This is a genomic window from Kitasatospora sp. NPDC101157 (genome assembly GCF_044768255.1).
In the GTDB taxonomy this organism is placed as follows: domain Bacteria; phylum Actinomycetota; class Actinomycetes; order Streptomycetales; family Streptomycetaceae; genus Kitasatospora.
This window is the reverse complement of sequence record NZ_JBIWPL010000002.1, coordinates 265,033-289,350: the sequence shown is the minus strand read 5'-3', so window position 1 is coordinate 289,350 and position 24,318 is coordinate 265,033. Positions and strand designations below refer to the sequence as shown.

Here is a 24,318-nt window from a genome sequence, read left to right as displayed (position 1 = left end):
CCTCCCCTCCCTGCCCGTCGATCCGCCGCCGCGGCTCCTCCGTCCGCCTCGGCGCCTCCGTCCCGCGGGGCCGGAGCCGTGACCAGCGGGTGCCGCGAATCGAAGGCTATGCCTCGGCGAGGCGGGTGGCCAGGTCGTCGAGGCCGAGGGAGCCCTGGGCGAGGACGGCGGTGTGCCAGGTCCTGAGGTCGAAGGCGGCGCCCTGGCGGCGCCGGGCGGCCTCCCGGCCCTGGAGCCAGGCCCGTTCGCCCAGCTTGTAGCCGATGGCCTGGCCCGGCCAGCCGAGGTAGCGGTCGATCTCGCTGGTGCGGCGCGGGAGTTCGCTGCCGTGGTGGGCGGCCATGAAGTCGAGGGCGAGGGCCGGGGTCCAGCGCTCGCCGGGGTGGAAGCCGGAGTCCGCGGGGATGGCGAGTTCGAGGTGCATGCCGATGTCGACGATCACCCGGATGATCCGCAGCATCTGCTTGTCCAGGTAGCCGAGGCGCCGGGCGGGGTCGGTGAGGAAGCCCAGTTCGTCCATCAGGCGCTCGGCGTACAGCGCCCACCCCTCCTTGTTGGCGCTGACCGCGCCGAGGGTGATCTGGTAGGTGCTGAGCCGGTCGGCGCAGGCGGTCCAGCGGGCGGTCTGCAGGTGGTGGCCGGGGACGCCCTCGTGGTACCAGGTGCTGACGAGCTGCCAGGTGGGGAAGGTGCGTCGGCCGAGGGCGGGCAGGTAGGTGCGGCCGGGGCGGCGGAAGTCGAGGCTGGGGCCGTTGTAGTAGGGCGCGCCCGAGCTTCCCGGCGGCGCGATCACGGTCTCGACCCGGCGCATCGGCCCGGCGATGTCGAAGTGGGTGCCGTCGAGGGCGTCGATCGCCTCGTCCATGATCTGCTGCAGCCAGGCGCGGACGTTCTCCTCGCCCTCGACGGCGTGGCCGTGGGCGTTGAGGTGGTCCATGGTGGCCCGGACGCCGGCGCCGGGGAGGATGCGCCCGGCCTCGGCCCGCATCTCGGCGGCCGTCCGGTGGAACTCCTCCCAGGCCCAGGCGTAGGCCTCGGCCGGGTCGATCTCGGCGCCGTTGGCCCAGCGGGCGGAGCGCAGGTAGTGCTCGCGGCCGACGGCGTCCGGGGTGCCCTCGGCGGCGGGCAGGTAGGTGTCGGCCAGCCAGTCGCGGAAGGCGGCAGCGGCGGTGGTCGCCCGCTCGGCGGCGGCGTCCAGCTCGGGGCGCAGCGCGGCCGGTCCGTCCGCGACGAAGCCGGTGAACCAGCTCGTTCCGCCGCCTGACCGTCCGGTCCAGGCGTCGAGTTGGGCGATGGCGGCGCGGGCCTGCCGGGGTGCGCTGAGCAGTCCGCGGCCGATGCCCTCGGCCAGGGTCGCCCGGTAGCCGTCCAGGGCGCCGGGGATGTTGCGCAGCCGTCCGGCGACGGCCGCCCACTGCTCGGGGGTGTCGGTGGGCATCATGGTGAGGACGCCGCGGACCTTGTGCAGGGGCGAGTTGACGTTGCGCAGCTGGCGGTAGTGGTCCCCGGCCTCGTGGACGGCGAGTTCGGCGGTGAGCCGCTCGCGCAGCAGCCGGGCGCAGTCCAGCTCGGCGGGGTCGTCGACGGGCGCCGCGGTGTCGAGGGCGGTCAGGGTCCGCCGGGCGAGTTCGGCGAGTGCCTCGAAGCCCTCCGGTGACAGGTCCGGCTGCCGGTCGTCCTCGGGGTGGAGGCCGAGTCTGGTCGAGGTCGCCGGGTCGAGCTCCGCGACCCGGGTGACGTGGTCGTCGGCGATCCTGCGGGGGGACTTCGGCGTCTCGGGCATGCGCCCCATGCTGGCGCAGCCGCTGACCCGCCGTCCAGGGCGCCGGGCCCCGGACGGCGGTCGGCGGCGGCCGACACGCGGGCTCAGCGCCCGGCGTTCACCACACCTCTCTTGGCGGAACGTCAGCCCTGGCAGACGCCCCGGCTGTAGTCGAAGGTCGCGGCGGCCTGCGAGTACTGCCACTGCGGGGCGAGCAGCTGCCGGTCGAGCTGCGCGGCGGCGGCGCGGTTCTCCACCACGTAGCCGAAGTCCTGCAGCCAGGCCGGGTAGAGGTTCTTGGAGCCGATGAAGAAGGCGGATCCGTCGACCGAGACCAGCTTGTGGTGCAGCGCGTACGGGTGGCCGTCGGCCCAGGTCGGGGCCGAGGAGGCGCGGAACGGTGCGAGCTGGAGGTTCTGGCACATCGTCGCCCTGGCCTTGCCCGCGTCCCCGAGGCGGGCGGTCAGGCGGGCGGCCAGGGTGTCGCTGATCTCGTTCAGGGACTTGATCTGCGAGTAGCCGCCGCTTCCGACGGCGCCCCGGTTGCCGGGGTCGCTGACCACGATGCGCACCTTCACGCCGTCCGCGAGCTTGCCCGCGAGCAGGTCGAAGAGCCGCACGTCGTAGCGGGGCATCGGCGGGCAGGTGCCGGTCACGTCCTGCTGGGAGATGTCGATCCGGCTGCCCGCACCGGCGACGAGCGCGCGCAGCGCGACCTCCTCCGGGTTGACCGTCGCGTAGTTCCGGTCGTCGTTGGTGTTGTCGTGCAGGCCGATCAGGCCGCACTTGAGGTCGGCGGCGGCGGGCGCCCGGTCCGGACGGTAGCCGGAGGCGGGGTCGGCGTCGCGGAGGCCGACGCCGAGGCCGCCGACGGCGATCACCGGCAGGTCCCCGGTCGCGGGCACCTGCGCGACCGCCGGGTTGAGGCGCTTCTCCAGGTCGGGGGTGCACCCGTCGCCGTTGGAGGAGGCGAACCAGGCGGCCGAGAAGACGCCGCTGTTGCGGCAGGTCCAGTCCCACAGGGTGTCCAGGTAGGCGCCGGCGGACGCGGCGGCCGGGCCGGTCAGCGCCAGGTCGACGTCGGTGACCGGGTGGGCGGTGTCGAGGTAGTCGCCCTTCCAGTTGTTGATCCCGCCGGTGATGACGCTCTGCCCGTCGACGACCAGCAGCTTGGAGTGGTTCCAGGAGAACGCGGTCCTCGCGGTGGTCATCGAGGCCACCTCGACGGTCACGCTCCCGGCGGCGTCCCCGAGCCGGGCCACCAGGTCGTCCCGGTACTTCGACGGCAGAGCGGTGATGTTGTACAGCGGCGCGGCTCCGGCCAGGATCCGCACGTGCGGCGCGTGGCCCGCGGCGACCGACGCCCTGAGCCCGTCCACGATCGCGTCCTGGAACCCACCGTCCGGGAACGGTGCGAGAGTTGAGATGTCGACGGTCCGGGTCGCCCGCGAGATGTTCTCCCGCATCTTGTCGAGCACCCGCTTGGTCCCGGTCCGCTCACGGCACGAGGCGTCCCCCCAGCAGCCCGGCGTCTGCAGCAGCCACCCGCCCGGATCCCCCGCCGGAGCATCCAGCCGGTTCCCCTCCGTACGCTCCCACACCGTCCCCTCCAGGCCCGGCGACACCTGGCGCAACGCCTGCTCCACCGCGTCCAGGTGCGCCGTGGCGTCCGTCTGGGCCGACACCTCCGGCACCGGAGCCGGATCGGCGAACGCGGGAGCGACGGGCAGCACGGCGACAGCGGTGACAAGGGCCAGCGCGACCCCGGCCGAACGGCGGCCGGAACGGCGGAACTGGTGAGAGAGCACGTACGAGTCCTTCACGGGAGGCCGGGGACGTTCACCCGGGCGACACCCTTAAATTACCCTAAAGTAACCTGATGTGATGTCAGCGTCCCGTCAAGGTGCCCAGCTCACCGGGGAACTGACGGGCCACCACTCGCCGTCGGCACGAGGGCCGACGGGTCCCGGGCCGGTGCGCACCTCGACAACGCCGCGCCGGAACGCGAAGAAGCCGGGGTCGACACGATCATCGTGTCGACCCCGGCTTCTGTTGGTAGCGGGGACAGGATTTGAACCTGCGACCTCTGGGTTATGAGCCCAGCGAGCTACCGAGCTGCTCCACCCCGCGTCGGTAGGACCACCATAGGCGATGACCCCGCCGAAACGGAAATCGGTTTCCCCGCACCCCCGCCCCCCGCACCCCCGCGCCCCGGAGGCGGCGCGGGGTCAGCAGATCCGGGGCAGTTGTTCGCCCATCGGCAGGTCGACCACGCGGGTGCCCCCGAAGCCGGTGCGCGCGACGACCATGCCGGCGTGCTCCTCGACGCACTCGCCGATCACCGCGGCCTCCGCGCCGAGCGGGTGGGCGCGCATCGCGGCAAGCACGGCGTCGGCCGCGGTGCGCGGGACGAAGGCGACCAGCTTGCCCTCGTTGGCGATGTACATCGGGTCCAGGCCCAGCACGGCGCACGCGTTGGCCACCGGCTCCGGGACGGGGACGGCGCGTTCGGTCAGCACCACGCCGACCCCGGCCGCCGACGCGATCTCGTTAAGCGCCGCCGCCAGCCCGCCCCGGGTGGGGTCGCGCAGCACGTGCAGGTCGCGGGTGGCGCCGAGCATCGCCTCGACCAGGCCGCCGAGGGCCGCGCAGTCGCTGCGCACCTCGACCCCGAACTCCAGGCCCTCCCGGACGCTCAGGATCGCCACCCCGTGCAGCCCGATTGGTCCGCTGACGATCACCACGTCGCCCGGGCGGGCCCGCTGCGGCCGGATGTCGACCCCGGCCGGGACGAGCCCGATCCCGGCGGTGTTCAGGTAGACGCCGTCCCCGTGCCCGGCCTCGACCACCTTGGTGTCCCCGGTGGCCACCTCGACCCCGGCGGCGCGGGCGGCCTCGCCGAGCGCCCGGGCGATCCGGTCGACGACGGCCAGCTCCACCCCCTCCTCCAGGATGAAGCCGCAGGACAGGTAGGCCGCCCGGGCCCCGCTCATGGCGAGGTCGTTGACCGTGCCGTTGACGGCGAGGTCGCCGATGCACCCGCCGGGGAAGAACAGCGGCCGCACCACGTAGGAGTCGGTGGAGAACGCCAGCCGCGCGCCCCCGAGTTCGAGCACCGCCGAGTCGCCGAGCCCGGCCAGCACCGGGCCGCCGAATGCGGGCGCGAAGAGGTTCTGCACCAGTTCGGCGGAGAGCGCCCCGCCGCCGCCGTGGCCCATCACCACCCGGGGGTGGTCGCGCAGCGGCAGCGGGCAGCTCCAGCCGGAGAAGTCGGGCGCGGCCGGGTCGGTGAGCAGTTCGGTGTCAGCCAACGGGGCTCGCCTCCTGGGCCGGGCCCGGCGTGCTCAGCCGCCGGTAGAGGTAGTACGCGGCGCAGGCGCCCTCGCTGGAGACCATGGTGGCGCCCAGCGGGGTGCGCGGGGTGCAGACCGTGCCGAAGGCCTCGCACTCGTGGGGCTTCAGCAACCCCTGCAGCACCTCGCCGGCCCGGCACTGGGCGGGTTCCCGGGTGCGGATGCCCCCGACGTCGAAGCGGTCCGCGGCGTCGTGCTCCCGGTACCGCGGCGAGAGCCGCCAGCCGCTCCGCGGGATCACGCCGATGCCCCGCCAGGAGCTGTCGGTCACCTCGAAGACGTCCTCCAGCATGGCGCGGGCCGCCGGGTTGCCCTCCGGCCGAACGGCGCGGGCGTAGGCGTTCTCGACGGTGTGCTCACCGCGCTCCAGCTGCCGTACGGTCCGCCGGATGCCCTCCAGGATGTCCAGCGGCTCGAAGCCGGTGACCACGATCGGCACCCGGTGGCGCTCCGCGAGCTCCGGGTACTCGGCGGTGCCCATCACGCTGCACACGTGCCCGGCGGCCAGGAAGCCCTGGACGCGGCAGTCCGGCGAGGCCATGATCGCCTCGATGGCCGGGGGCACCCGGACGTGCGAGACCAGCATGCTGAAGTTGGGCACGCCCTGCTTCCGGGCCAGGTGGACGGCCATCGCGTTCGGCGGGGCGGTGGTCTCGAAGCCGATGCCGAAGAACACCACCTCCCGGTCCGGGTTCTCCCGGGCGATCCTCAGCGCGTCCAGCGGTGAGTACACCACCCGGACGTCGCCGCCCTCGCCCCGCACCCGGAACAGGTCGCGGTCGGTGCCGGGCACCCGCAGCATGTCGCCGAAGGAGCAGAAGATCACTCCGGGGCGGGCGGCGATGGCGAGCGCCCGGTCGATCACCTCCAGCGGGGTGACGCACACCGGACAGCCCGGGCCGTGGATCAACTCGACCTCGTCAGGGAGAAGTTGGTCGATGGCGTGCCGGATGATGCTGTGCGTCTGGCCGCCGCACACCTCCATCAGCGCCCACGGGCGGGTGACCGTCGCCCTGATGTCGGCGAGCAGACCCTCGGCCAGCTCGGGGTTGCGGAACTCCTCCAGGTACTTCACCGCTCGGCCTCCTCAGCCGTTCCTACCGCCTCAGCCGCCTCCCACGGGTCGCCGAACTCCTCCTGAAGCAGCCCGAGTTCCTCGAACAGCCGGAGGGTCCGCCGGGCCGACTCCTCGTCCAGGCGCTGCAGCGCGAACCCCACGTGGACGATCGCGTACTCCCCCACCGCCAGGTCCGGCAGGTACTCCAGGCAGACGTCCTTGACCACCCCGCCGAAGTCCATCACCGCCATCCTGGTCCCGTCGCGCTCCCCGATCTCCGTCACCCTGCCGGGCACCGCCAGGCACATCCGCTCTCACTCCTCCCGGTCGGCCGACGCGCGGCCGGCCACCATCAGCTGGCCGAGCGCCAGCCCTCCGTCGTTGGGCGGCACCCGGCGGTGCCGCAGCACGGTGAAGCCGTCCTCCCCGAGGCCACCGGCGCAGGCCGAGGAGAGCAGCGCGTTGGCGAAGACCCCGCCGCTGAGCGCCACCGTGGTGACGCCGTACCGGTCCCGGACGGCCGCGCAGACCTGCCGCACGGCCCCCGCCACCCCGGCGTGGAAGCGCGCGGCGACCAGCCCGGCCGGGGCACCCGAGGCCAGATCCGCCACCACCCCGGCCAGCACCGGCCCGGGTTCGACGACCCAGCCGCCCGCCCGCTCCGCGAGCCCGAAGCCGTAGCCGCCCGCCGGGCCGAACTCCGCTGCGGCGGCCTCCAGTTCGATTGCCGCCTGGGCCTCGTACCCGGCCCGGTGGCAGATCCCGGCGAGCGAGGAGACCGCGTCGAACAGCCGGCCCATGCTGGAGGTCGGCACGCAGTTCAGTCCGCGCTGCAACTGCCGCTCCAGCAGCCGCAGTTCCTCAGGAGTACAGGCCCCGACCGGCGGCAGAGCGGCGGTCCAGGGCAGCCCGGCCGCGCGCAGGTGCGCCAGCGCCGTGCGGTACGGGCGCTCGACGGCCGCGTCGCCGCCCGGCAGCGGCACGTACCCGAGGTGGGCGAGACGGCGGAATCCGTCGTAGTCGGCGAGCAGCACCTCACCGCCCCAGATCGCGCCGTCCTCGCCGTAGCCGGTCCCGTCGAAGGCCACCCCGAGGACGGGCCGGCCGCCGTCCAGGCCGTGTTCGGCCATCACCGCCGCGATGTGGGCGTGGTGGTGCTGCACCCGGCGCACCGGTCGGCCGGCGGCGGTGCGCTCGGCGTGGTGGAGCGAGCGGTAGCCCGGGTGCCGGTCGGCGACCAGCAGTTCGGGCCGCACCCCGCTGATCGTGCCGAGCTGGTCCACCGCCCGGTCGAAGGCGCGCAGCGTGGCCAGGTCGTCCATGTCGCCGATGTGGCCGGACAGCCACGCGTAGCCGTCCCCGGCCAGCGCGAAGGTGTTCTTCAGGTCCCCGCCGACGGCCAGCACCGGCCGGACGGGCACCGGCAGCGGGAGCGGCAGCGGGGCGTACCCGCGCGAGCGGCGCAGCGGCAGCTGTTCGCCGTCGACCACCCGTACCACGGAGTCCTCGCAGGGCACCCGGATCGGCCGGTCGTGGCCGAGCCAGCCGTCGACCAGCGCGGCGAGCGCCTCCAGCGCCTCCCGGTCGTCGGTGACGATCGGTTCCCCGGAGCGGTTGGCGCTGGTCATCACCAGCAGGTCCGGCCCGGGCGCGGCGAGCAGCAGGTGGTGCAGCGGGGTGTACGGGAGCATCACCCCGAGGTCGGGACTGCCCGGGGCGACGGCCGGAAGCTCGGCTGCGAACCCACCGGGGCGGCGCAGCAGCACGATCGGCCGCACCGGTCCGGTGAGCAGTTCCCTTTCGACGGGCCCGATCGGCAGCAGTGCCTCGACGGTGGCGAGGTCACGGGCCATCACGGCGAAGGGCTTGTCACCGCGCCGCTTGCGCCGGCGCAGCAGGGCGACGGCCGAGCGGTCCCGGGCGTCGCAGGCGAGGTGGTAGCCGCCGATGCCCTTGACGGCGAGGACCGCCCCGTCCGCGAGCAGCCGCCGGGCCCCGCCGAGGGCGTCCTCGCCACGGCGGTCGGCGTGCCCGGGGACGGTCAGGGTGAGGCGTGGTCCGCAGCCGTGGCAGGCGACGGGCTGGGCGTGGAAGCGGCGGTCGGCGGGGTCGGTGTACTCCCGGGCGCAGTCGGCACACATCGGGAAGCCGGCCATCGTGGTGTTGGCCCGGTCGTAGGGCAGGCCGGTGACGATGGTGTGCCGGGGGCCGCAGTTGGTGCAGCTGATGAAGGGGTGCCGGTGGCGCCGGTCGGCGGGGTCGGTGAGTTCGGCCAGGCAGTCGGCACAGATCGCGACGTCGGGCGGGATCAGGGTGGCGCGCGGGCCGTCGGTGCGGGAGGCCGTGATGGTGAAGCCGGTGGCGCCGGTGGCGGCGAGCGGCTGGTGCTCGACGGAGGCGACCCGGGCGAGCGGCGGGGCGTCGCCTGCCACTCGCCGGCAGAAGGCGTCCAGGGCCTCCGGGCTGCCCTCGACCTCGGCGAGCACGCCCTCGCCGGTGTTGGTGACGCTGCCGGCCAGTCCGAGTTCCCCGGCCAGCGCGTAGACGAACGGCCGGAAGCCGACGCCCTGCACCAGGCCCCGGACGGCGACCCGGCGCCGCTCGACGCCGAGCGCCGTCACGACGGCTCCGGCACGGGGTGGTGGTGGCCCTCGTCCCCCTCACGGACCTGCGCGGCCATCACCGGCCGGTGCGGCGCGGCGCCGTCCAGCAAGGCGAGCGCCCGCTCCAGCAGCGCGCCCACGCCGTCGCCGGTGCGGGCCGAGGTGGTCACCACCTCCACGCCGGGGTTGACCCGCTGGACGTTGGCGAGGAACGCCGCCTCGTCGAACTCGGCCGCCGCGGCGAGGTCCGCCTTGGTCACCAGGACGAGGTGGGCCAGCCCGAACGCGGTCGGGTACTTGAGCGGCTTGTCCTCGCCCTCGGTCACCGAGGCCAGCGCCACCCGTAGCGATTCGCCGAGGTCGTAGGAGGCCGGGCAGACCAGGTTGCCGACGTTCTCCACGAACAGCAGCCGGCAGTCCCCGGGCAGCCAGCCGTCCAGGTGCCCGGCGAGCATCCGGGCCTCCAGGTGGCACAGCCCGTCGGTCAGCACCTGCTTCACCGGCGCGCCCGAACGGGCCAGCCGCAGGGCGTCGTTCTCGGTGGCGAGGTCGGCGGTGAGCGCGGCGACGGACACCCCGCGCCGTCGGGCGAGCCCCAACTCCGCCTCCAGCAGGGCGGTCTTGCCGCTGCCGGGGCTGGAGAGCAGGTTCACCGCGACCGTCCCGCGGGCGGTCAGCGCGGCCCGCAGCTCGCGGGCGCCGTCGTCGTTGCGGGCGAGCACCGCCCGCCGCAGGTCGGCCGTCCGGCCCGCGTGTCCGCTCTGGCACATCGGCTTTCAGCCCTTCCGTTCGGCCGGGACGCCGGGGCGTTCGGCCCACTCGACGTCGAGGATCTGGAGCTCGCGCCCGGACAGCAGCTCGACGCCGCCGCCGGTGCGGCAGCCGGGGCAGGCGAGGTCCGGCGGCATGCCGACGGCCCACTCGACACCGCAGGGCGCACAGCGGGCCCGTGCCGCGACGGACTCGGTCTCCAGCGCCGCGCCCGCCACCAGCGTGCCGGCGCAGGCGAGTTCGAAGCAGAAGTCGAGGGCGTCGGGGACGACGCCCGCCAACTCACCGACCCGCAGTCGTACCCGTGCCACCGCGGCGGCGCCGTGTTCGCGCGCGGCCGTGTCCACCTGCTCGACGACGGCGGCGGCGATCGACATCTCGTGCATCGGTCCCTCTCCACGGCGGCCGGCGACGCGCCCCATTACAGGGGGCGATGGCGGCGACGGCTCGAAGCCGCGCCGCCACCGCGCCCGGGGCTGCACCGTTCGCAGCAATCCGCGGCTCACATCCGCGAGATCTTCAGGTACCGCTTGAGGTCGGGCAGGCTCTGCCAGACCAGCGCGCCGATCCCCGCCAGCAGGGCCGCGCCGATGAGCTTCCTCAGCATGGTGTCGTCCTCCTCTCCGGCGACCGGGCCTCCTCCACCGACAGGGTCTCCGCCCCCGGAAGGGCCTCCGCCACGGCCCCCAGGACCACGCGGACGGCCTCCTCCACGGCGGCGGCGACGGGCTCGCTCAGCCCGATGCCCTCCTCCAGCGACGCCGGTTCGCAGCCGACCACCAGCACCCGCCCGGGCGGATCGCCGCCGGTGCCCGCCGCGAGCGTGGCGAGCAGTCCCAGCACGGCGTCCGGCCCCATCCGGTGCCCGTCCAGGACGGGCACCTCCAGCGGCTCGGCGGCCGCCTCGATGAGGTACACCGTGCCGGGCGGGCCGCCGCGGCAGGTGGCGTCGACCAGGACGGCGGTGCGGTAGCCGTCGAGCAGCCGGTACGCCAGGTCGACGCCGCGCACGCCGACGTCGACCAGCTCGACGCCCTCCGGCAGCGGGTGGGCGGCGAGGCGCCGGACGGTCTCCACCCCGAACCCGTCGTCGCCGAGGAAGACGTTGCCCACCCCGGCGACCAGCACCGTCGGCCGGGTCACGACTCCTCCAGCGGGGTGATCTCGTCGGGCTGGAAGTACCGGAAGCGCCCCTGGGCTCGCCACAGGTCCGCGCCCGGGTCGTCCTCCACCGTGACGGCCAGGTGCACGGAGCCGTCGAGGTCGTGCAGCACGGCCTCCACCACGGCGGTGCGCCCGTCCAGGAAGAGGTCCTGGGCGTCGGTGCGCCGCCGTCCTGGCCGCAGCAGCACCCGGCTGCCCGCGCCGACCTGCCGGCCGTCGACCAGCACCCGGTCGTGCTCGGGGTCGACCTCCGGGTCGCTGCCCGGATCCCACCAGGGCTGTTGCGGGTCCGGGCCGCAGCCGGTGACCTCGCGCAGCCCGCGGATCGCGCCGTGCAGCCGCTCCAGCACCTCGGGCGGCATCGACTCGGCCAGGTCGATCACCTCGCCGGCCCGCTCGTCGGTGCCCCGGGCCTCCCGCTTCTCCCGGTCGGTCAGGGCCGCCGTCCGCAGGGCCAGGATCTCGTCGATCTCGGTGGCGTCGTACAGGGCCCCGAGGCTCTCCGGGGCGATCCGCGGGTGGTCCTCCAGGATGATCGGCGAGGACAGCACCACCTGGTACCCGCCGTCCGGCCCGGCCGGCACGGGCCAGGTGCGCTCGTTGCGGCAGCGCTTCACGGCCGCCCGGGCCCACTCGGGCGGGTCGGCGACCGACAGGAAGCGGCCGTGCTCCAGCCCGAGCAGCAGATGGGTGGAGACCAGGGAGCGGGGCAGCGCCTCGTCGCGGCCGGCCCCGCGGCCCGGCGTCCAGTCGGAGGCGTTCTCCACCTCGACCGTCAGGCGCTGCGCCCGGTACGGGCCGGGCAGTTCCTCGACCCTCAGCCGCACCACGCCGTCGAGCTGTTCGCGCCGGCGCACCAGCCGTCCGACCGCGCTGCCGTGCTCGTGCAGCAGCTCCGTACTGCCGACGCCCGGCAGCCGGAACCCGTGCTGCAGCCCCTCGTGGGTCAACTCCTCGACGTCCAGCAGCAGTTCGACCCGCTCCTCGACGGCCTCGTCCCACTCGACGAGCACCCGGTCGGCGAGCTCCAGCTCCTCCACCGGCTCGAACCCGCCCTCCTCGACGGCTCGTTCGACGGTGCGCCGCTGGACCCGCAGGAAGCGCAGCTCGACCGCCAGCCGGTCGTCGCGCCGGGCCTCCATCACGCACTCGGTGCGCTGGTGGGAGTGTTCGCCGCCCTGCCTGGTGTACTCGGGCGGCACCAGGACGCCGAACTGCCAGCGCAGGCGGTTCTTGGCCGCGGAGGCGCGGTACGGGTAGAGCACGTAGCCCTCCATCAGCACCGCGTCGGCGATCTGCCGGGCGGCCGCGAAGCCGCGCTCGATCCCCTCGGGGAAGCTCTGCTCGCTCATCCGACCCCCTCTCCGACCGTCGCCGAGGCGAGCAGCTCGCGCACCGTCGCCTCCCAGGAGGGCAGCGCCCGCCGGGAGCGGTAGGCCAGCAGCTCGTCCATCAGGTCCTCGGGCAGCCGCAGCCAGCCGCAGCCGGGGAAGTGCCGGTCGACCGCCTCCCGCCAGACCGCCACCGGCATCCGCACCCTGGCCTCCTTGTCCCACGGCACCGGCGTGACCTGGAAGCCGCCCGGCCCGGCGAAGGCGGTGCCGGAGAAGAGCAGCAGCACCGGCACCTCGCCGCCCTCCAGCGCCCGGAAGTACCGGGCGCAGGCCACCTCCAGGTCGTAGCTGCACGGCACCGCGAGGTCGGCCTCGGTCTCCCCGGTGAATCCGGGCACCAACAGCGGCACGGTCGCGAGCTGGATCGGGTTCAGCGTGGTGGCCCAGCGCTCCCGCTCGCCGAAGAGGTCGCCGAGCCGCTCTCCCTCGGCGTCGCCGTAGGACCGGCGGCCGGGTTCGATCCGCAGCTGGCACTGCAGCGCGAGGGCGTGCACCCGGGTGTCGGCGGGAGCGGTGATCCGTAGCCGGAACACCAGGGTGGGCACGGCCGCGTACGGGTCGGAGCGCACGCCGGTGCAGGCGAAGGCAAGCGTTGTCACGCCCTCACCTCCGCGGGTAGCGGGCGGGCCCGCTCGGCCAACTTCCCGAAGAACGCGTCGAGTTCGGCCCGGGCCTCGGCGCCGCCGTCGAAGCCGTGCCAGCACCGCCGCAGTCGGCCCACCAGCTCGTAGCAGACGTCGATCGGCACCAGGAAGCACTCGACCCGTCCCTCGGCGCGGCGCAGCAGCAGCGCCTCCACGTCCGGCTCCAGGGCGGCGGCCAGCCGGCTGGTGCCGAGGGCGCGCTCCCAGGCCTCCTGGTCCAGCTCGCTCTCGGTGGCGCCGGCCGGCCCGGGGTAGAAGGCCAGCAGCCGGTCCAGCACGGCGTTGCGGAGCAGGAACACGGTGCCGACCGGGACGCCCAGCACCGACCAGGCACGCTCGTCCGGTTCGCCCTCCGGGTCGCTCAGGTAGCGGTCCGGCACGGCGCGGTAGCGGCCTCCGGCCGCGCCCGGCTGCCGGAACAGCAGGCCGCAGGCGGTGCAGGTGCAGGCCAGGGCGCGTTCCTCGACGTCCACCAGGTGGCGGTGGCCGGCCGGCAGGTCGTGGCCGCACAGGGCGCACTGCTCGGGCCGCGGCGGTGCCGGCTCGCGCAGCCGGCGCAGCAGGGCGGTGCCGTCCCGGGAGACCCGCCGGGTGTTCATCGCGCCTCCGCGGGCCGCGGCGGGCGGGTGCCGATCTGGAGCAGTTGGGGGGCGCGCTCCAGTTCCAGGGCCGTCACCTCGGGCGCGTGGCAGGCGAGGGCGGCCTCCACCTCCTGCTCCCCGCAGCCGCAGCCGGTGGCCGTGCGGCGCAGCCGCAGGGTGCCGGTCTCCGGCGCGAAGCCGAGCACCTCGACCCGCTCGGGCAGGGCGGCGAGCGCCCGGTCGATCCTGGCGGTCACGTCCTCGGGGTGCAGGTCGTGCAGGAGCAGCAGCCCGGCCACCACCGGGTCGTCCAGCATCCGCTCCAGGGCGGGCGGGGGCAGCGCGGGGACGAGCCTGGCCAGGCCCTCGCCGTAGAACTCCATGAGGTCGCGGACGAGTTGCTCACCCGTCTGCTCGGCGCCGCTGCCGGCCAGGGCGTCCAGTGCCTGCTGGATCCGCAGCCCGGTCTGTTCGGCCGTCATGCGGTGAGCCCGCTCAGGCCGGTGGGCACGTGCATGGTCTTCAGGGTGCGCCCGTTGCCCACGTACATGTGGACGCCGCAGGGCAGACAGGGGTCGAAGCTGCGCACGGCGCGCATGATGTCGATGCCCTTGAAGTTCTCCGGGGAGTTCTCCTCGAAGATCGGCGTGTTCTGCACCGCGTCCTCGTACGGCCCGGGCGTGCCGTAGCTGTCGCGCACGCTGGCGTTCCACGGGGTGGGCGGGTACGGGTGGTAGTTGGCGATCTTGCCGTCGCGGATCACCATGTGGTGCGAGAGCACGCCGCGCACGGCCTCGGTGAAACCGCAGCCGATCGACTCGTCCGGCACCTCGAAGCGCTCCCAGGTCTGGCTGCGCCCGGCGCGGACCTCGTCGAGCGCCTTCTCGGCGAAGTGCAGGGCGGCGGCGGCCGCGTAGGCCTGGAAGTAGGTGCGGGCGCGGTTGCGTTCGATCGCGTTGCTCCACTGCGGGATCTTCCACTCGAAGGTGACCTCGGGCTTGGTCATCGAGCGGGGCAGGTTGATCTGCACGCTGTGGCCGGTGGCCTTGACGTAGCCGATGTCGACCAGGCCGGACAGCGCCGTGGACCACAGCCGGGCGATCGGGCCGCCGCCGGTGTCGAGGGCGAGGTGGTCCTTGCCGTCGAACCAGCGCGGGGACATCACCCAGCTGTACTTGTCGTCGAAGTTCCGCTTCTGCGGCTGGGGGATGGTGTGCTGGTTCCACGGGTGCCGGGGGTCGACGGGATTGCCCAGCGGGTCGTGGGTGACGAACAGCTCCTTGCCCTGCCAGTCCTCGTAGTAGGAGGAGCCGAGCAGGATGCGGATGCCGAGGTTGATCTGCGTCAGGTCGTTGGTGACGAGCTTGCCATCCACGACGACACCGGGGGTGACGAACATCCGCCGGCCCCAGTCCGTCATGTTGCGGTACGTGAAGTCGCAGTGGTCCGGGTCGTTGAGGCTTCCCCAGCAGCCGAGCAGGACGCGGCGCCGGCCGACCTCCTCGTAGCCGGGCAGCGCCTGGTAGAAGAAGTCGAAGAGGTCGTCGTGCAGCGGCACGACCTTCTTCATGAACTCGACGTAGCGCATCAGCCGGGTCAGGTAGTCGGTGAACAGCTGCACCGTCGCGACGGTGCCGACGCCGCCGGGGTAGAGCGTGGAGGGGTGCACGTGGCGGCCCTCCATCAGGCAGAACATCTCCCGGGTGTACCGGCTGACCTGGAGGGCCTCGCGGTAGAACTCGCCCTCGATCGGGTTGAGCGAGCGCATGATGTCGGCGATGGTCCGGTACCCGTGGTCGCCGGCGTGCGGGGCCTCGGTGCGCTCGGCGAGCTCCAGGACGCCCGGGTTGGTCTCCTTGACCATCTTCTCGCAGTAGTCGACCCCGACCAGGTTCTCCTGGAAGATGTTGTGGTCGAACATGTACTCGGCGGCCTCGCCGAGGTTGATGATCCACTCCCCCAGGTGCGGGGGCTTCACGCCGTACGCCATGTTCTGGGTGTAGACCGAGCAGGTGGCGTGGTTGTCGCCGCAGATCCCGCAGATCCGGCTGGTGATGAAGTGGGCGTCGCGCGGGTCCTTGCCGCGCATGAAGACGCTGTAGCCGCGGAAGACCGAGGAGGTGCTGTAGCACTCCGCGACCCTCTTCTGCTTGAAGTCGATCTTCGTGTGGATGCCCAGGCTGCCCACGATCCGGGTGATCGGGTCCCAGGACATCTCGGTCAGACCGCTGCCGTCGCCGGTCGCCCTGGTGGTCGGTGTTGCCATCGTGTCCGCGTGTCCTTGTCTGCGAGATCGACGGGGCCGCACACCGGGGCGGTGTGCGGCCCTCCCCTGTCACCAGGGCGGGCGGTAGCCCGTGGTCAGGTGGCGGCCGGTGTGGCGCCACTTCGGTTCCTTGTCGACGGTGTTCAACGTGATCGCGCGCAGCCGGCGGATCAGCGAGCCGTACGCGCCGCTGACGCCGGTGGACACGCGCGAGCCGGGCGGCGGGTCCATGAAGGGCATGAACTTGTCCGGGAAGCCCGGCATGGTGCAGGCGATGCAGATGCCGCCCACGTTCGGGCAGCCGCCGACGCCGTTGATCCAGCCGCGCTTGGTGACGTTGCACTTGACGACCGGGCCCCAGCAGCCGAGCCGCACCAGGCACTCGGGGGTGCCGTACTCGGTGGCGAACTGGCCCTGCTCGTAGTAGCCGCCGCGGTCGCAGCCCTCGTGCACCGTGGCGCCGAACAGCCAGGCGGGCCGCAGCTTGTCGTCCAGCGGGATCATCGGCGCGGAGCCGGCCAGCTGGTACAGCAGGTAGGTCAGTGTCTCGGCGAAGTTGTCGGGCTGGATCGGGCAGCCGGGCACGCAGACGATCGGCAGCCCGGCCTTGGACTTCCAGTCCCAGCCGAGGTGGTCCGGCACGCCCATCGCGCCGGTCGGGTTGCCGGCCATCGCGTGGATGCCGCCGTACGTGGCGCAGGTGCCGATCGCCACCACGGCCGTCGCCTTGGGGGCGAGCCGGTCCAGCCACTCACTGGTGGTGATGGGCTGTCCGGTGGCGGGGTCGTCGCCGAAGCCGCACCAGTAGCCCTCCTTCTTGATCTTCTCGTTGGGGATGGACCCCTCGATGACCAGGACGAACGGTTCGAGTTCGCCGCGGTCGGCCTTGAAGAACCACTCGACGAAGTTGTCCGCGCCCTGGACCGGGCCGCACTCGAAGTCGATCAGCGGCCAGTGCACCGCGACCTTGGGCAGGCCGGGCAGCGCGCCGGTGACGATCTCCTCGATGCTCGGCTGCATCGCGGCGGTCAGCGAGACGGAGTCGCCGTCGCAGCTGAGGCCGGCGTTGATCCAGAGAATGTGCACCACGTCGGTGTCGGTTGTCGCGGCGGTTGCGGCAGTTGCGGCGTTGGGAGCGGTTGCAGCACCCATGAGGATGCCTCCTCGGGGATGGGAGCCGGAGGAAATGGCTCGGACCCAGTCATAGCAACGGTCCGGACCGCCCGCTCGTCCGCGGGCCCGGCGGACCGCCCGGAGCGCGCGAGCCGGGCGCGGCCGTTCGGGTCACGTCCGGGCGAGGAGCCCGGCGGGCACCGGGCGCTTGCGGACGAACGCGGACCGCAGCGCGTGGTACGGCGATTCGGGTGTGAAGAACTGCCTGCGCATCACCGCGAGCTCCTCCTCCCGGTACGCGGCGAGCGGCTTGGCCCGCTCGTCGGCCTCGCGCGCGGCCTTCTTCGCCGCGATCCGCTGCTGGGCGGCGGGCGAGGCGGCGAGCAGCCCGGCCAGGTGGGCCGCGTTCGCCCCGAACTCGCCCGGCCCGCAGTCCAGCACCCGGTCGACCAGGCCGATCCGCTCGGCCGCCGCCGCGGACACCGGGAGGGCCCGGTCGGTCAGCCGTCCGGCCTCGGCCGCGCCCACCCGGCGCGGCAGGGTGTACGTCCAGTACTCCGACCCGTACAGGCCCATCAGCCGGTAGTGCGGGTTGAGCACGGAGCCGCCGCGGCACCACACCTCGTCGGCGGCCAGCGCCAGCATCATCCCGCCGGCCGCGGCGTTGCCGCCGAGGGCGGCCACCACCAGGCGGTCGGTGGTGGTGAGCACCTCGGCGACCAGGTCGTCCATCGCGGTGATGTTGTCCCAGGACTCGGCGGCCGGGTCCGGCGCGGCCTCGATGACGTTGAGGTGGATGCCGTTGGAGAAGAAGTCCCGGCCGCCGCCGAGCAGCAGCACCGTGGTCGGGCGGCCGAGCGCGAAGCGGTACGCCGCCAGCAGCCGGCGGCAGTGTTCGGTGGACATCGCCCCGCCGGGGAAGGCGAAGCGCAGCAGGCCCACCGGACCGTCCTCGCGGTAGCGGATGTCCGACCACCCGAGCTGCTCGCCCTCGTCCGGCATCAGCGGCGCGGGATCCTCGGGCAGCGGCGGGAGCAGGGGGCCGAGCGCGGTGACCGCCGGGAGCTTGACGGTGGCGGGCCCGTCCGGGGCGCGGCGGCGGCGCAGTTCGGGGATCCACACCGCGCCGTCCGAGGTGGCCCGGCAGACGGCGCCGGCCCGGGTGGCGAGCAGCTCGCCGGCGCGGCCGCGCAACCGCGGCTCGTGGTGGCCGCCGTGCAGGTACCACTCGGCGCCGCACAGTTCGTCCAGCACCCCGGGCTGGGAGTCCGCCGCGCGGAGCCTGCGCAGCACCGTCTCGGTGGGGTCGGTCACCCAGTCGATCCGGCGGTCCTCCTGGCGCAGGAAGGGCCGGGTGCGGACGGCCTCGCGCCAGCCAGGGCCCTGCTGCGGCTGCGGCGCGTACGTGCCGGAGGCGACGCGCTCCACGGCGAGCAGGGCGGCGGCCACGGCGGCGTCGGAGACCTCGTTGCGGTAGAGGTCGCTCTTGCCGCACTCGGGCAGCCCGCAGGGCTCCGCGGCCCAGACCGGCCCGGCGTCCAGCTCCGCCTCGGCCTGGAGCACGGTGACGCCCCACTCGGTGCGGCCCTCCTGGATCGCCCGGTCGAGCGAGGAGGGGCCGCGGTCGCCGGGCGGGCCGGGGTGGACGATCAGGCAGGTGAGCCGGGACCAGACCTCCTGGGGGATCGCGGTGCGCAGCATCGGCGCGAGCAGCAGGTCCGGCCGGAACCGGTCCAGCGTGGCAGTCAACTCCTCGTCATCACCGGCGAGTTGGAACTCCACCTGCTGGCGTCGGTCGCGCAGCTCGGCGTGCAGGCGCTGACTGAGGCTGTTGAACGCGCTGGCGAGGAGCAGGATCCGCATGTCCGCCTCCGACGGTGAGGGCCTCCGGGATTCCGGCGATCATCGCCTCCGGCCCGCCCGTCGCCCGGCCCCCCAAGCCCGCCGCGCCGCCCGTTCACCCGGGCGGCGGGGAGCGGTGCCGGCGTTCCCTGGATGCGGCGGCGGTGGCCGAGCAGCAGGACGGTGAGCGCCGCGGTGGCGATGCCCTCGGCCCAGGCGGCGAGGGTCTTCTCGGCGAACCGGACCGGCTCGTACATGTTCGGCAGCTGGCCGAGGCTGCCGACGGCGTCGTAGCGGTCGGCGAGCCGGGCGTGGACGGCCGCGTCCACGGCGAGGCCGGCGGCGGCCACCACGCGCAGCAGGAGGTGGGCCGGGCCGTGGCGGCGGGCGGGTGCCCGGGTGGCGACGGGGCCTCAGCCCACGGTGAGGGTGCCGTGCATGAACGGGTGGATGGTGCAGATGTACGGGTGGTCGCCGGTCTGCTGGGGCACGGTGAGGGTCGCGGTGGCGCCGGGCGCGATCGTGCCGGTGTCGAAGGACGTGTCGGCGGCGGTGAGGGTGTGGGCGGTGGTGTCCTGGTTGGTCACGGTGACGGTCCGGCCGGGGCCCGCCTTCAGGCTCGCGGGCGCGAACGCGAAGTCCTTGATGGTGACCTGGAGGGCCGCGGCGCTGCTCTGCGTGGGACTCGTCGCGCTCGTGCTGACCTGCACGGGGCTCGTCGCGGCGGTCGTCGGCGTACCGGAGCCGGGGCCCGAGCTGGAGCAGGCCGCGAGGACGGCGGGGAGCAGCAGTGCGGCGGCTGCCCGGAGGGGCCGGGGTCTGATCACGTTCGGGCTCCGTTCGGGAGGGAGGGCGGCGGGAGCGGCCCACTTCCCAGCCTCCTCCGGCGGGTGACCGTCGCGACCTGGTCCAGGGCTCCGGACAGCCCGCCATTTCCTTCGTAGGAGTGAACAGGAGTGAAAGCGAGGGCCCGGAGTTGACGGGTGTCGGCGGGCGGTGCGGGCAGCGGATGCAAGGGAATTGTGGAGATTCGTCCACCCCTGGCTGCCTGGGGACGCGCCGGGTAGGCGCCCCGGGCACGCCGGGCCGGCCCGGTCCAGCGCGTGGCGATCACAGGAGGCCGTACCGATGCAGTTGTCCACCGTCCGCCCGGTGCCCGTGACCTTCCCCGAGAGCGCCGCGCCCGACGTGCCGGTCCAGGCGGAACTCCGCTTCGACGCGAGCCTCCCTTACGCGGCCTGCCTGGCTTTTCCGCTGACCCCGTGCCAGTGCACCGGCGACGCGGCCCGGGTGTGCTGGTACTTCAGCCGGGAACTGCTGAACGAGGGCCGGCTCGGCCCCGTCGGCAGCGGTGACGTGAAGGTCCGTCCGGGGTCGGCGGGCGAGGTTCTGATCACCCTTCGGGGGCCCGGCGGCGGGTCCCTGGTCAGCGCGCCGGAGGATCTCGTCACGGCCTTCCTCTCGGACTCCTTCACCCTGGTGCCCGCCGGATCCGAGTCCGAGCACCTGGACATCGACGCGGCCCTGACCCGGCTCCTGGCCAGCGGCTGATCCCGTCGGGTCGTCCCTGCGGCCGTCCCTCGGGTCGCACGCGGTCCTCCGTAGAATCCACGGGCCGATCCCACTCCCCCGCAGGAGGCCGCGTTGACGTCCCATCCCGGACCCGGTGTGCTCGCCCACCTGGAGTCCCTGCTCCACCAGGCTCCCGCCGACAGCGGCGGAGCGCTGTGGCGCCTCCAGGAGGAGGGCCGCCAGCTGGACGCGAACATCGTCCGCCTGCCGGCGAACGCCGAGGTGGCCGCGCACGTGGAGCCGGACCTGGACGTCCTGGTCCAGGTGCTCGACGGGAGCGGCCTCCTGGAGACCGACGGCGGCCGGCAGGAGCTGTCCGCGGGGTGCACGGCCTGGCTGCCGCACGGCGCGCGGCGGGCGGTCTCGGCGGCCGGGGACGGGCTGGTCTACCTCACCGTGCACCGCCGCCGGCCCGGGCTGTCCATCCGCTCGGCGCCGCTCGGGTAGGCCCCACGGCGGACGGGGCCACCTCGGGCGCCCGGGGAGAGTTACTTGACAGTCTCAACCTTTCAGGCCTAGCGTCGTCGCCAATTGCTTCACCTGATGAAGGATTGAGGAACAGCCCTGATGACCCCGCAGGACCACGGCACCGCCGTCGCCGCCGAGACCGCCCGCTTCGTCGCCGCCGTACGGCAGGCCGACCCCGCCCTTCCGGTGCCCGGCTGCCCCGGGTGGACGCTGGCCGACCTGGTCCGCCACACCGGCAGCGTGCAGCGCTGGTTCACCGTGCTGCTGCGGCAGCGGATCCAGGAGCCGCCGCGCAGCCGGGACGTCGACCTGCGGCTCCCCGAGCGGCCCGAGGACTACCCCGCCTGGCTGGCCGAGGCCGCCGAAGAGGCCGCCGCGGCCTTCGCCGAGGGTGACCTCGGCGCGCCGATGTGGGCCTGGGGCGCCGACCAGCACGCCCGGTTCTGGGTGCGCCGGATGCTGTTCGAGACCCTCGTCCACCGGGTCGACGCCGAACTCGCGCTCGGGCTGGAGCCGGACCTCGACCCGGCCCTCGCGGCCGACGGGGTGGACGAGTTCCTGACCAACCTGCCCTTCGCGGCCTTCTTCGCCCCCGGGACCGCGGAGCTGCGGGCGGAGAACCGGACCATCCGCTTCGCCCGTACCGACGGCGAGGGCGACTGGCTGGTCCGGCTGCGCCCCGACGGCTTCGGCCTCGACGGCACCGAGGGCGAAGCCGACGGGGGCGCCGACCGGGGCCCCGACGGGAACGCCGACGCCACCGTCCGGGCCTCCGCCGCCGAACTGCTGCTCATGCTGTACGGGCGTCTCGACCGCAACACCGCCGGCATCGAGCTCTCCGGGGACCAGGAGCTGCTGGCGCACTGGTTCGCCCACTCGTCCTTCTGAGCCCCCGGCGGGCAGCGGCTCAGGCCGTCGCGGCGAGGGTGCCGTCGAAGGTGGCGGCCGCGAGGCCGAAGGACAGGGTCATCCCGATGCCGGAGGTGACCGAGATGGCCCGGACGCCCGGGGCGAGGTCGCGCACCAGCAGCGGACCGCGCGGGCTGCTGGCGTAGACGCCCTGCCAGCGCTCCAGGATCCGCAGGCGCGGCACGCCCAGCACCCGGGCGACGGCGTCGATCAGCAGCTCGTAGGTGCGCTCGTCGACGAACGGCGGGGTGGTGGCGTCGTAGTGGTGCGAGTCGCCGATCAGCAGGGTGCCGTCCGGCCGGCGGGTGAACATCACGTTGGCGCCGATCTCCAGCAGCTCCGCGCTGTGGCCGAGCACCTCCTCCCGCAGCCGGGCGGCCGACGGCCGGGCGGTGAAGGCGTCGTAGCGCAGCATCGAGGTGGCGGTCAGCACCGCGGAGTCGGTGTGGAAGCCCGCCGGGGCGGCGGCCCGGGCCATGGCCAGCCGGCAGCGCTCGATCCCGTGGTCCTCGGCGATGTCGGGGAACAGGTGGTCCAGGTCGTGGCCGACGCAGACCAGGACGCGCTCGCCGTGGACCGGGCCGCGCGTGGTGTGCACGGTGCCGGACTCGACGCCGGTGACGGCGGTGCCCCACAGGACGCGTCCTCGCGGCTGCTCGGCCACCCAGCGGGCCAGGCCGGGCGCCGCCTCGCGCGGGTCGACCCGCAGGTCGGCGGGCAGCACCGCGCCGCCCACCACATCGCCGTCCTGGCCCGCCGCCCGGCCGAGCGCCTCGGCCGTCTGCGCGGCGCTGCGCAGCTGGACGGCGTCGGCGCCGCGTTCGGCGCGCAGCTCCTCCAGGACGGCCGCCTCGGTCGCCGACCGGGCGACCACCAGGGTGCCCGCCTCCGCGGCCCAGATGCCGGCCGCCTCGGCGGCGCGCAGCCAGCCCGGCCGGGAGCGCTGGGCGAGGGCGAGCAGTTCGCCGTCCTGGGCGCTGATGCAGCAGTGGCCGAAGTTGCGGACCGAGGCGCCGACCGGCCGCCGGTCGCGGTCGACCACGGTGACGGAGAGTCCGTTGCTCAGCGCCTCGAAGGCGTGGGCCAGGCCGATGATGCCGGCGCCGACGATCACCACGTCGCTGCGGGGGGTGGTGGCGGGGGTCACGGGTGGGGTGCTGCTGCTCATGGGTCCAGCTTCCGGACTTCCGGGCCCTGCGGTCAAGGCCTGTATGTACAAGTTACCGGCTGTTCATCCGCCGACGATCACAAGCATCTGCTGGGTGAACAGCACGAACCGCGGCTTGACGGGCCTTGAGAAGTGCCGGACCCGGATGTCATAGTCGACTTGTGAAGACAAGTGAGGACCTCCCTCTCCACCAACGGCTCGGCGCCGAGTTCCAGCGCCGCATCGAGTCCGGCGAGTGGCCCGAGGGCGAGCCGGTGCCCAGCGAGTCGCAGCTCTGCGCCGAGTTCGGCACCTCCCGCGGCCCGGTCCGCCAGGCCCTGGCCATGCTGCGCACCGCGGGCAGCCTGGTCGGCGGGCGCGGCAAGCCACCCGTCGCCGTTCGCACCGCGCCCTCCCAGCCCTTCGACACCTTCCTGTCCTTCACCCAGTGGGCCCGCGGCATCGGCCGCGAACCCGGGCAGAACACCGTCGAGGTCGCCCGCCGGCGGGCGTCCCCGGAGGCGGCGGCCCGGCTGGGCCTGGCGGAGGGCGAGCCGGTCGTCGAACTCGTCCGGCTGCGGCTGCTGGACGGCGTCCCGGCCATGCTGGAGCGCTCCACCTTCGTCCACGAGGTCGGCCGCATCCTCTTCGACTTCGACCCGGACACCGGCTCCGTCTACCAGGAGCTGCTGCGCCGGGAGGTCGACCTGCACCGCGCCCGCCACACCATCGACGCCGTCGCCGCCGGGCCGCGCGACGCCGAACTCCTGCGGGTCGACGCCGGAGCGCCGCTGCTGCGGGTGCGCCGGCTCACCACCTCGCGCCTGGGCGTGCCGCTGGAGGACGCCGACGACCGCTACCTGCCCGCCATGGCCACCTTCACCATCGAGAACACCATCGAAGGCCGTACCGTCATCGGCCGCTACCGCACCGAAGAGGACTGACACCGTGATCGAGCTCGCCGCCCTGGACATGGCCGGGACCACCGTCAACGAGTCCGGCGCCGTCTACCGGGCACTGCGCACCGCCGTCGAGCGGAACGGGGTGGCCGTCGCCGAGGCCGACCTCCAGACCTGGATGGGCACCGACAAGCGCGAGGCGATCGCCGCCCTGGTCCGCCTCGGCGGCGGCACCCCGACCCCGGAGCTGGTCGAGGAGAGCTACGCGGCCTTCGCGGAGTACCTGCGCGAGGCCTACCGCACCACTCCCCCGCAGGCCGTCCCCGGGGTCGAGGAGGCGATGGCCGAACTGCGCCGGCGCGGTGTCAAGGTCGCGCTCACCACCGGCTTCAGCGACGACGTCGCGTACCCGCTGCTGGAGTCGCTCGGCTGGTCCACCGGCGAGGGCGGCAACCTGGACGCGGTGGTCACCTCGGACGAGGTCCCGCGCGGCCGCCCGGCGCCGTACATGATCCACCGGGCGATGCAGAAGACCGGGGTCATCGACACCCGCCGGGTGCTGACCGCCGGCGACACCGTGGTCGACGTCGAGGCCGGCCGCAACGCCGGGGCCGGCGTGGTCGTCGGGGTGCTGACCGGGGAGCTCACCCGCGCCGACTTCGACGGGCACCCGCAGACCCACGTGCTGGCCAGCGCCGCCGAGATCCCCGCCCTCGCCGAGGTCCGGCCGGCGGGCGCCTGACGGCTCGCCCGCACCGGCTGCCGGGCCGTCG

24 protein-coding genes and 1 tRNA gene are annotated in these 24,318 nt (G+C 74.1%); 5 read left to right on the top strand and 20 right to left on the bottom strand.

Annotated elements, in window-relative coordinates; genetic code table 11:
* Positions 1-106: 106 nt before the first annotated feature.
* The 19 genes from ACIRVF_RS04730 to ACIRVF_RS04640 form a co-directional block, all read right to left on the bottom strand.
* Positions 107-1,783 carry a DUF885 domain-containing protein gene (locus tag ACIRVF_RS04730; RefSeq protein WP_402813674.1) on the bottom strand — a complete coding sequence of 559 codons (1,677 nt, stop codon included), beginning with the start codon at positions 1,781-1,783 and terminating at the stop codon, positions 107-109.
* A gap of 122 nt (positions 1,784-1,905) precedes the next feature.
* The gene (locus ACIRVF_RS04725; protein ID WP_402813672.1) at positions 1,906-3,570 is read right to left on the bottom strand and encodes a phospholipase; all 1,665 of its coding nucleotides are present in this window, start codon (positions 3,568-3,570) and stop codon (positions 1,906-1,908) included.
* A gap of 245 nt (positions 3,571-3,815) precedes the next feature.
* A tRNA-Met gene (locus ACIRVF_RS04720) sits at positions 3,816-3,892 on the bottom strand.
* 98 nt (positions 3,893-3,990) lie between these two features.
* Positions 3,991-5,073, bottom strand: a complete 1,083-nt coding sequence (gene hypE, locus ACIRVF_RS04715; protein ID WP_402813670.1) for a hydrogenase expression/formation protein HypE — start codon at positions 5,071-5,073, stop codon at positions 3,991-3,993.
* On the bottom strand, positions 5,066-6,190 hold the full coding sequence (gene hypD / locus ACIRVF_RS04710) for a hydrogenase formation protein HypD (protein WP_402813667.1): 1,125 nt from the start codon (positions 6,188-6,190) through the stop codon (positions 5,066-5,068). The genes hypE and hypD overlap by 8 nt, the downstream gene beginning before the upstream one ends.
* On the bottom strand, positions 6,187-6,480 hold the full coding sequence (locus ACIRVF_RS04705; RefSeq protein ID WP_402813665.1) for a HypC/HybG/HupF family hydrogenase formation chaperone: 294 nt from the start codon (positions 6,478-6,480) through the stop codon (positions 6,187-6,189). The genes hypD and ACIRVF_RS04705 overlap by 4 nt, the downstream gene beginning before the upstream one ends.
* A gap of 6 nt (positions 6,481-6,486) precedes the next feature.
* On the bottom strand, positions 6,487-8,793 hold the full coding sequence (gene hypF / locus ACIRVF_RS04700; RefSeq protein WP_402813663.1) for a carbamoyltransferase HypF: 2,307 nt from the start codon (positions 8,791-8,793) through the stop codon (positions 6,487-6,489).
* The gene (hypB, locus tag ACIRVF_RS04695; protein ID WP_402813661.1) at positions 8,790-9,545 is read right to left on the bottom strand and encodes a hydrogenase nickel incorporation protein HypB; all 756 of its coding nucleotides are present in this window, start codon (positions 9,543-9,545) and stop codon (positions 8,790-8,792) included. The genes hypF and hypB overlap by 4 nt, the downstream gene beginning before the upstream one ends.
* A 6-nt stretch (positions 9,546-9,551) precedes the next feature.
* Positions 9,552-9,932, bottom strand: coding sequence for a hydrogenase maturation nickel metallochaperone HypA (locus tag ACIRVF_RS04690; protein WP_402813659.1), 381 nt, complete (start codon positions 9,930-9,932; stop codon positions 9,552-9,554).
* Between the two features lie 116 nt (positions 9,933-10,048).
* Positions 10,049-10,153 carry a DUF6893 family small protein gene (locus tag ACIRVF_RS04685; RefSeq protein WP_402813656.1) on the bottom strand — a complete coding sequence of 35 codons (105 nt, stop codon included), beginning with the start codon at positions 10,151-10,153 and terminating at the stop codon, positions 10,049-10,051.
* Positions 10,147-10,689 carry a hydrogenase maturation protease gene (locus ACIRVF_RS04680; protein ID WP_402813653.1) on the bottom strand — a complete coding sequence of 181 codons (543 nt, stop codon included), beginning with the start codon at positions 10,687-10,689 and terminating at the stop codon, positions 10,147-10,149. Before ACIRVF_RS04680 ends, ACIRVF_RS04685 begins: the two co-directional genes overlap by 7 nt.
* On the bottom strand, positions 10,686-12,062 hold the full coding sequence (locus tag ACIRVF_RS04675) for a hypothetical protein (protein WP_402813650.1): 1,377 nt from the start codon (positions 12,060-12,062) through the stop codon (positions 10,686-10,688). Before ACIRVF_RS04675 ends, ACIRVF_RS04680 begins: the two co-directional genes overlap by 4 nt.
* The gene (locus ACIRVF_RS04670) at positions 12,059-12,703 is read right to left on the bottom strand and encodes a DUF6084 family protein (RefSeq protein WP_402813648.1); all 645 of its coding nucleotides are present in this window, start codon (positions 12,701-12,703) and stop codon (positions 12,059-12,061) included. The genes ACIRVF_RS04675 and ACIRVF_RS04670 overlap by 4 nt, the downstream gene beginning before the upstream one ends.
* Complete coding sequence (locus tag ACIRVF_RS04665; RefSeq protein ID WP_402813646.1) at positions 12,700-13,347, bottom strand: DUF5947 family protein; 648 nt, start codon at positions 13,345-13,347, stop codon at positions 12,700-12,702. Before ACIRVF_RS04665 ends, ACIRVF_RS04670 begins: the two co-directional genes overlap by 4 nt.
* Entirely contained in the window at positions 13,344-13,811 is a 468-nt protein-coding gene (locus tag ACIRVF_RS04660) for a thioredoxin (RefSeq protein WP_402813643.1), read from the bottom strand. The genes ACIRVF_RS04665 and ACIRVF_RS04660 overlap by 4 nt, the downstream gene beginning before the upstream one ends.
* Positions 13,808-15,595, bottom strand: a complete 1,788-nt coding sequence (locus tag ACIRVF_RS04655) for a nickel-dependent hydrogenase large subunit (protein WP_402813641.1) — start codon at positions 15,593-15,595, stop codon at positions 13,808-13,810. The genes ACIRVF_RS04660 and ACIRVF_RS04655 overlap by 4 nt, the downstream gene beginning before the upstream one ends.
* A 69-nt stretch (positions 15,596-15,664) precedes the next feature.
* On the bottom strand, positions 15,665-16,747 hold the full coding sequence (locus tag ACIRVF_RS04650; RefSeq protein WP_402813639.1) for a hydrogenase expression protein HypE: 1,083 nt from the start codon (positions 16,745-16,747) through the stop codon (positions 15,665-15,667).
* Positions 16,748-16,879: 132 nt separating this feature from the next.
* Positions 16,880-18,571: an enoyl-CoA hydratase-related protein gene (locus ACIRVF_RS04645; protein WP_402813638.1), complete on the bottom strand. Its 1,692-nt coding sequence runs from the start codon at positions 18,569-18,571 to the stop codon at positions 16,880-16,882.
* Positions 18,572-18,963: 392 nt separating this feature from the next.
* Positions 18,964-19,377 (bottom strand): cupredoxin domain-containing protein, encoded by a 414-nt coding sequence (locus tag ACIRVF_RS04640; protein ID WP_402813635.1) that lies wholly within the window; start codon positions 19,375-19,377, stop codon positions 18,964-18,966.
* A 301-nt stretch (positions 19,378-19,678) separates the two neighbouring features.
* On the opposite strand from ACIRVF_RS04640, the gene ACIRVF_RS04635 reads away from it, so the two are divergent.
* From ACIRVF_RS04635 to ACIRVF_RS04625, 3 genes are all read left to right on the top strand, one after another.
* Entirely contained in the window at positions 19,679-20,101 is a 423-nt protein-coding gene (locus tag ACIRVF_RS04635; RefSeq protein ID WP_402813632.1) for an SsgA family sporulation/cell division regulator, read from the top strand.
* 93 nt (positions 20,102-20,194) lie between these two features.
* Entirely contained in the window at positions 20,195-20,569 is a 375-nt protein-coding gene (locus tag ACIRVF_RS04630) for a cupin domain-containing protein (RefSeq protein WP_402813630.1), read from the top strand.
* A gap of 120 nt (positions 20,570-20,689) precedes the next feature.
* Positions 20,690-21,478 carry a maleylpyruvate isomerase family mycothiol-dependent enzyme gene (locus tag ACIRVF_RS04625; RefSeq protein ID WP_402813627.1) on the top strand — a complete coding sequence of 263 codons (789 nt, stop codon included), beginning with the start codon at positions 20,690-20,692 and terminating at the stop codon, positions 21,476-21,478.
* Between the two features lie 19 nt (positions 21,479-21,497).
* Here the strand turns inward: ACIRVF_RS04625 and ACIRVF_RS04620 are convergent, their stop codons facing one another.
* Entirely contained in the window at positions 21,498-22,667 is a 1,170-nt protein-coding gene (locus ACIRVF_RS04620; protein WP_402813624.1) for a TIGR03364 family FAD-dependent oxidoreductase, read from the bottom strand.
* A gap of 161 nt (positions 22,668-22,828) precedes the next feature.
* On the opposite strand from ACIRVF_RS04620, the gene ACIRVF_RS04615 reads away from it, so the two are divergent.
* Together ACIRVF_RS04615 and ACIRVF_RS04610 are read left to right on the top strand one after the other, a co-directional pair.
* On the top strand, positions 22,829-23,590 hold the full coding sequence (locus ACIRVF_RS04615; RefSeq protein WP_402813621.1) for a GntR family transcriptional regulator: 762 nt from the start codon (positions 22,829-22,831) through the stop codon (positions 23,588-23,590).
* Between the two features lie 4 nt (positions 23,591-23,594).
* The gene (locus tag ACIRVF_RS04610; protein WP_402813617.1) at positions 23,595-24,287 is read left to right on the top strand and encodes a phosphonatase-like hydrolase; all 693 of its coding nucleotides are present in this window, start codon (positions 23,595-23,597) and stop codon (positions 24,285-24,287) included.
* Positions 24,288-24,318: the final 31 nt, after the last annotated feature.

Bases quoted from the DNA above. Each gene is read 5' to 3' on its own strand.
- hypB (WP_402813661.1), bottom strand. From the start codon at position 9,545: ATGTGCCAGAGCGGACACGCGGGCCGGACGGCCGACCTGCGGCGGGCG.
- ACIRVF_RS04660 (WP_402813643.1), bottom strand. From the start codon at position 13,811: ATGACGGCCGAACAGACCGGGCTGCGGATCCAGCAGGCACTGGACGCC.
- ACIRVF_RS04685 (WP_402813656.1), bottom strand. From the start codon at position 10,153: ATGCTGAGGAAGCTCATCGGCGCGGCCCTGCTGGCGGGGATCGGCGCG.
- ACIRVF_RS04625 (WP_402813627.1), top strand. From the start codon at position 20,690: ATGACCCCGCAGGACCACGGCACCGCCGTCGCCGCCGAGACCGCCCGC.
- ACIRVF_RS04655 (WP_402813641.1), bottom strand. From the start codon at position 15,595: ATGGCAACACCGACCACCAGGGCGACCGGCGACGGCAGCGGTCTGACC.
- ACIRVF_RS04645 (WP_402813638.1), bottom strand. From the start codon at position 18,571: ATGCGGATCCTGCTCCTCGCCAGCGCGTTCAACAGCCTCAGTCAGCGC.
- ACIRVF_RS04690 (WP_402813659.1), bottom strand. From the start codon at position 9,932: ATGCACGAGATGTCGATCGCCGCCGCCGTCGTCGAGCAGGTGGACACG.
- ACIRVF_RS04705 (WP_402813665.1), bottom strand. From the start codon at position 6,480: ATGTGCCTGGCGGTGCCCGGCAGGGTGACGGAGATCGGGGAGCGCGAC.
- ACIRVF_RS04635 (WP_402813632.1), top strand. From the start codon at position 19,679: ATGCAGTTGTCCACCGTCCGCCCGGTGCCCGTGACCTTCCCCGAGAGC.
- ACIRVF_RS04675 (WP_402813650.1), bottom strand. From the start codon at position 12,062: ATGAGCGAGCAGAGCTTCCCCGAGGGGATCGAGCGCGGCTTCGCGGCC.
- ACIRVF_RS04650 (WP_402813639.1), bottom strand. From the start codon at position 16,747: ATGGGTGCTGCAACCGCTCCCAACGCCGCAACTGCCGCAACCGCCGCG.
- ACIRVF_RS04730 (WP_402813674.1), bottom strand. From the start codon at position 1,783: ATGCCCGAGACGCCGAAGTCCCCCCGCAGGATCGCCGACGACCACGTC.
- ACIRVF_RS04620 (WP_402813624.1), bottom strand. From the start codon at position 22,667: ATGAGCAGCAGCACCCCACCCGTGACCCCCGCCACCACCCCCCGCAGC.
- ACIRVF_RS04665 (WP_402813646.1), bottom strand. From the start codon at position 13,347: ATGAACACCCGGCGGGTCTCCCGGGACGGCACCGCCCTGCTGCGCCGG.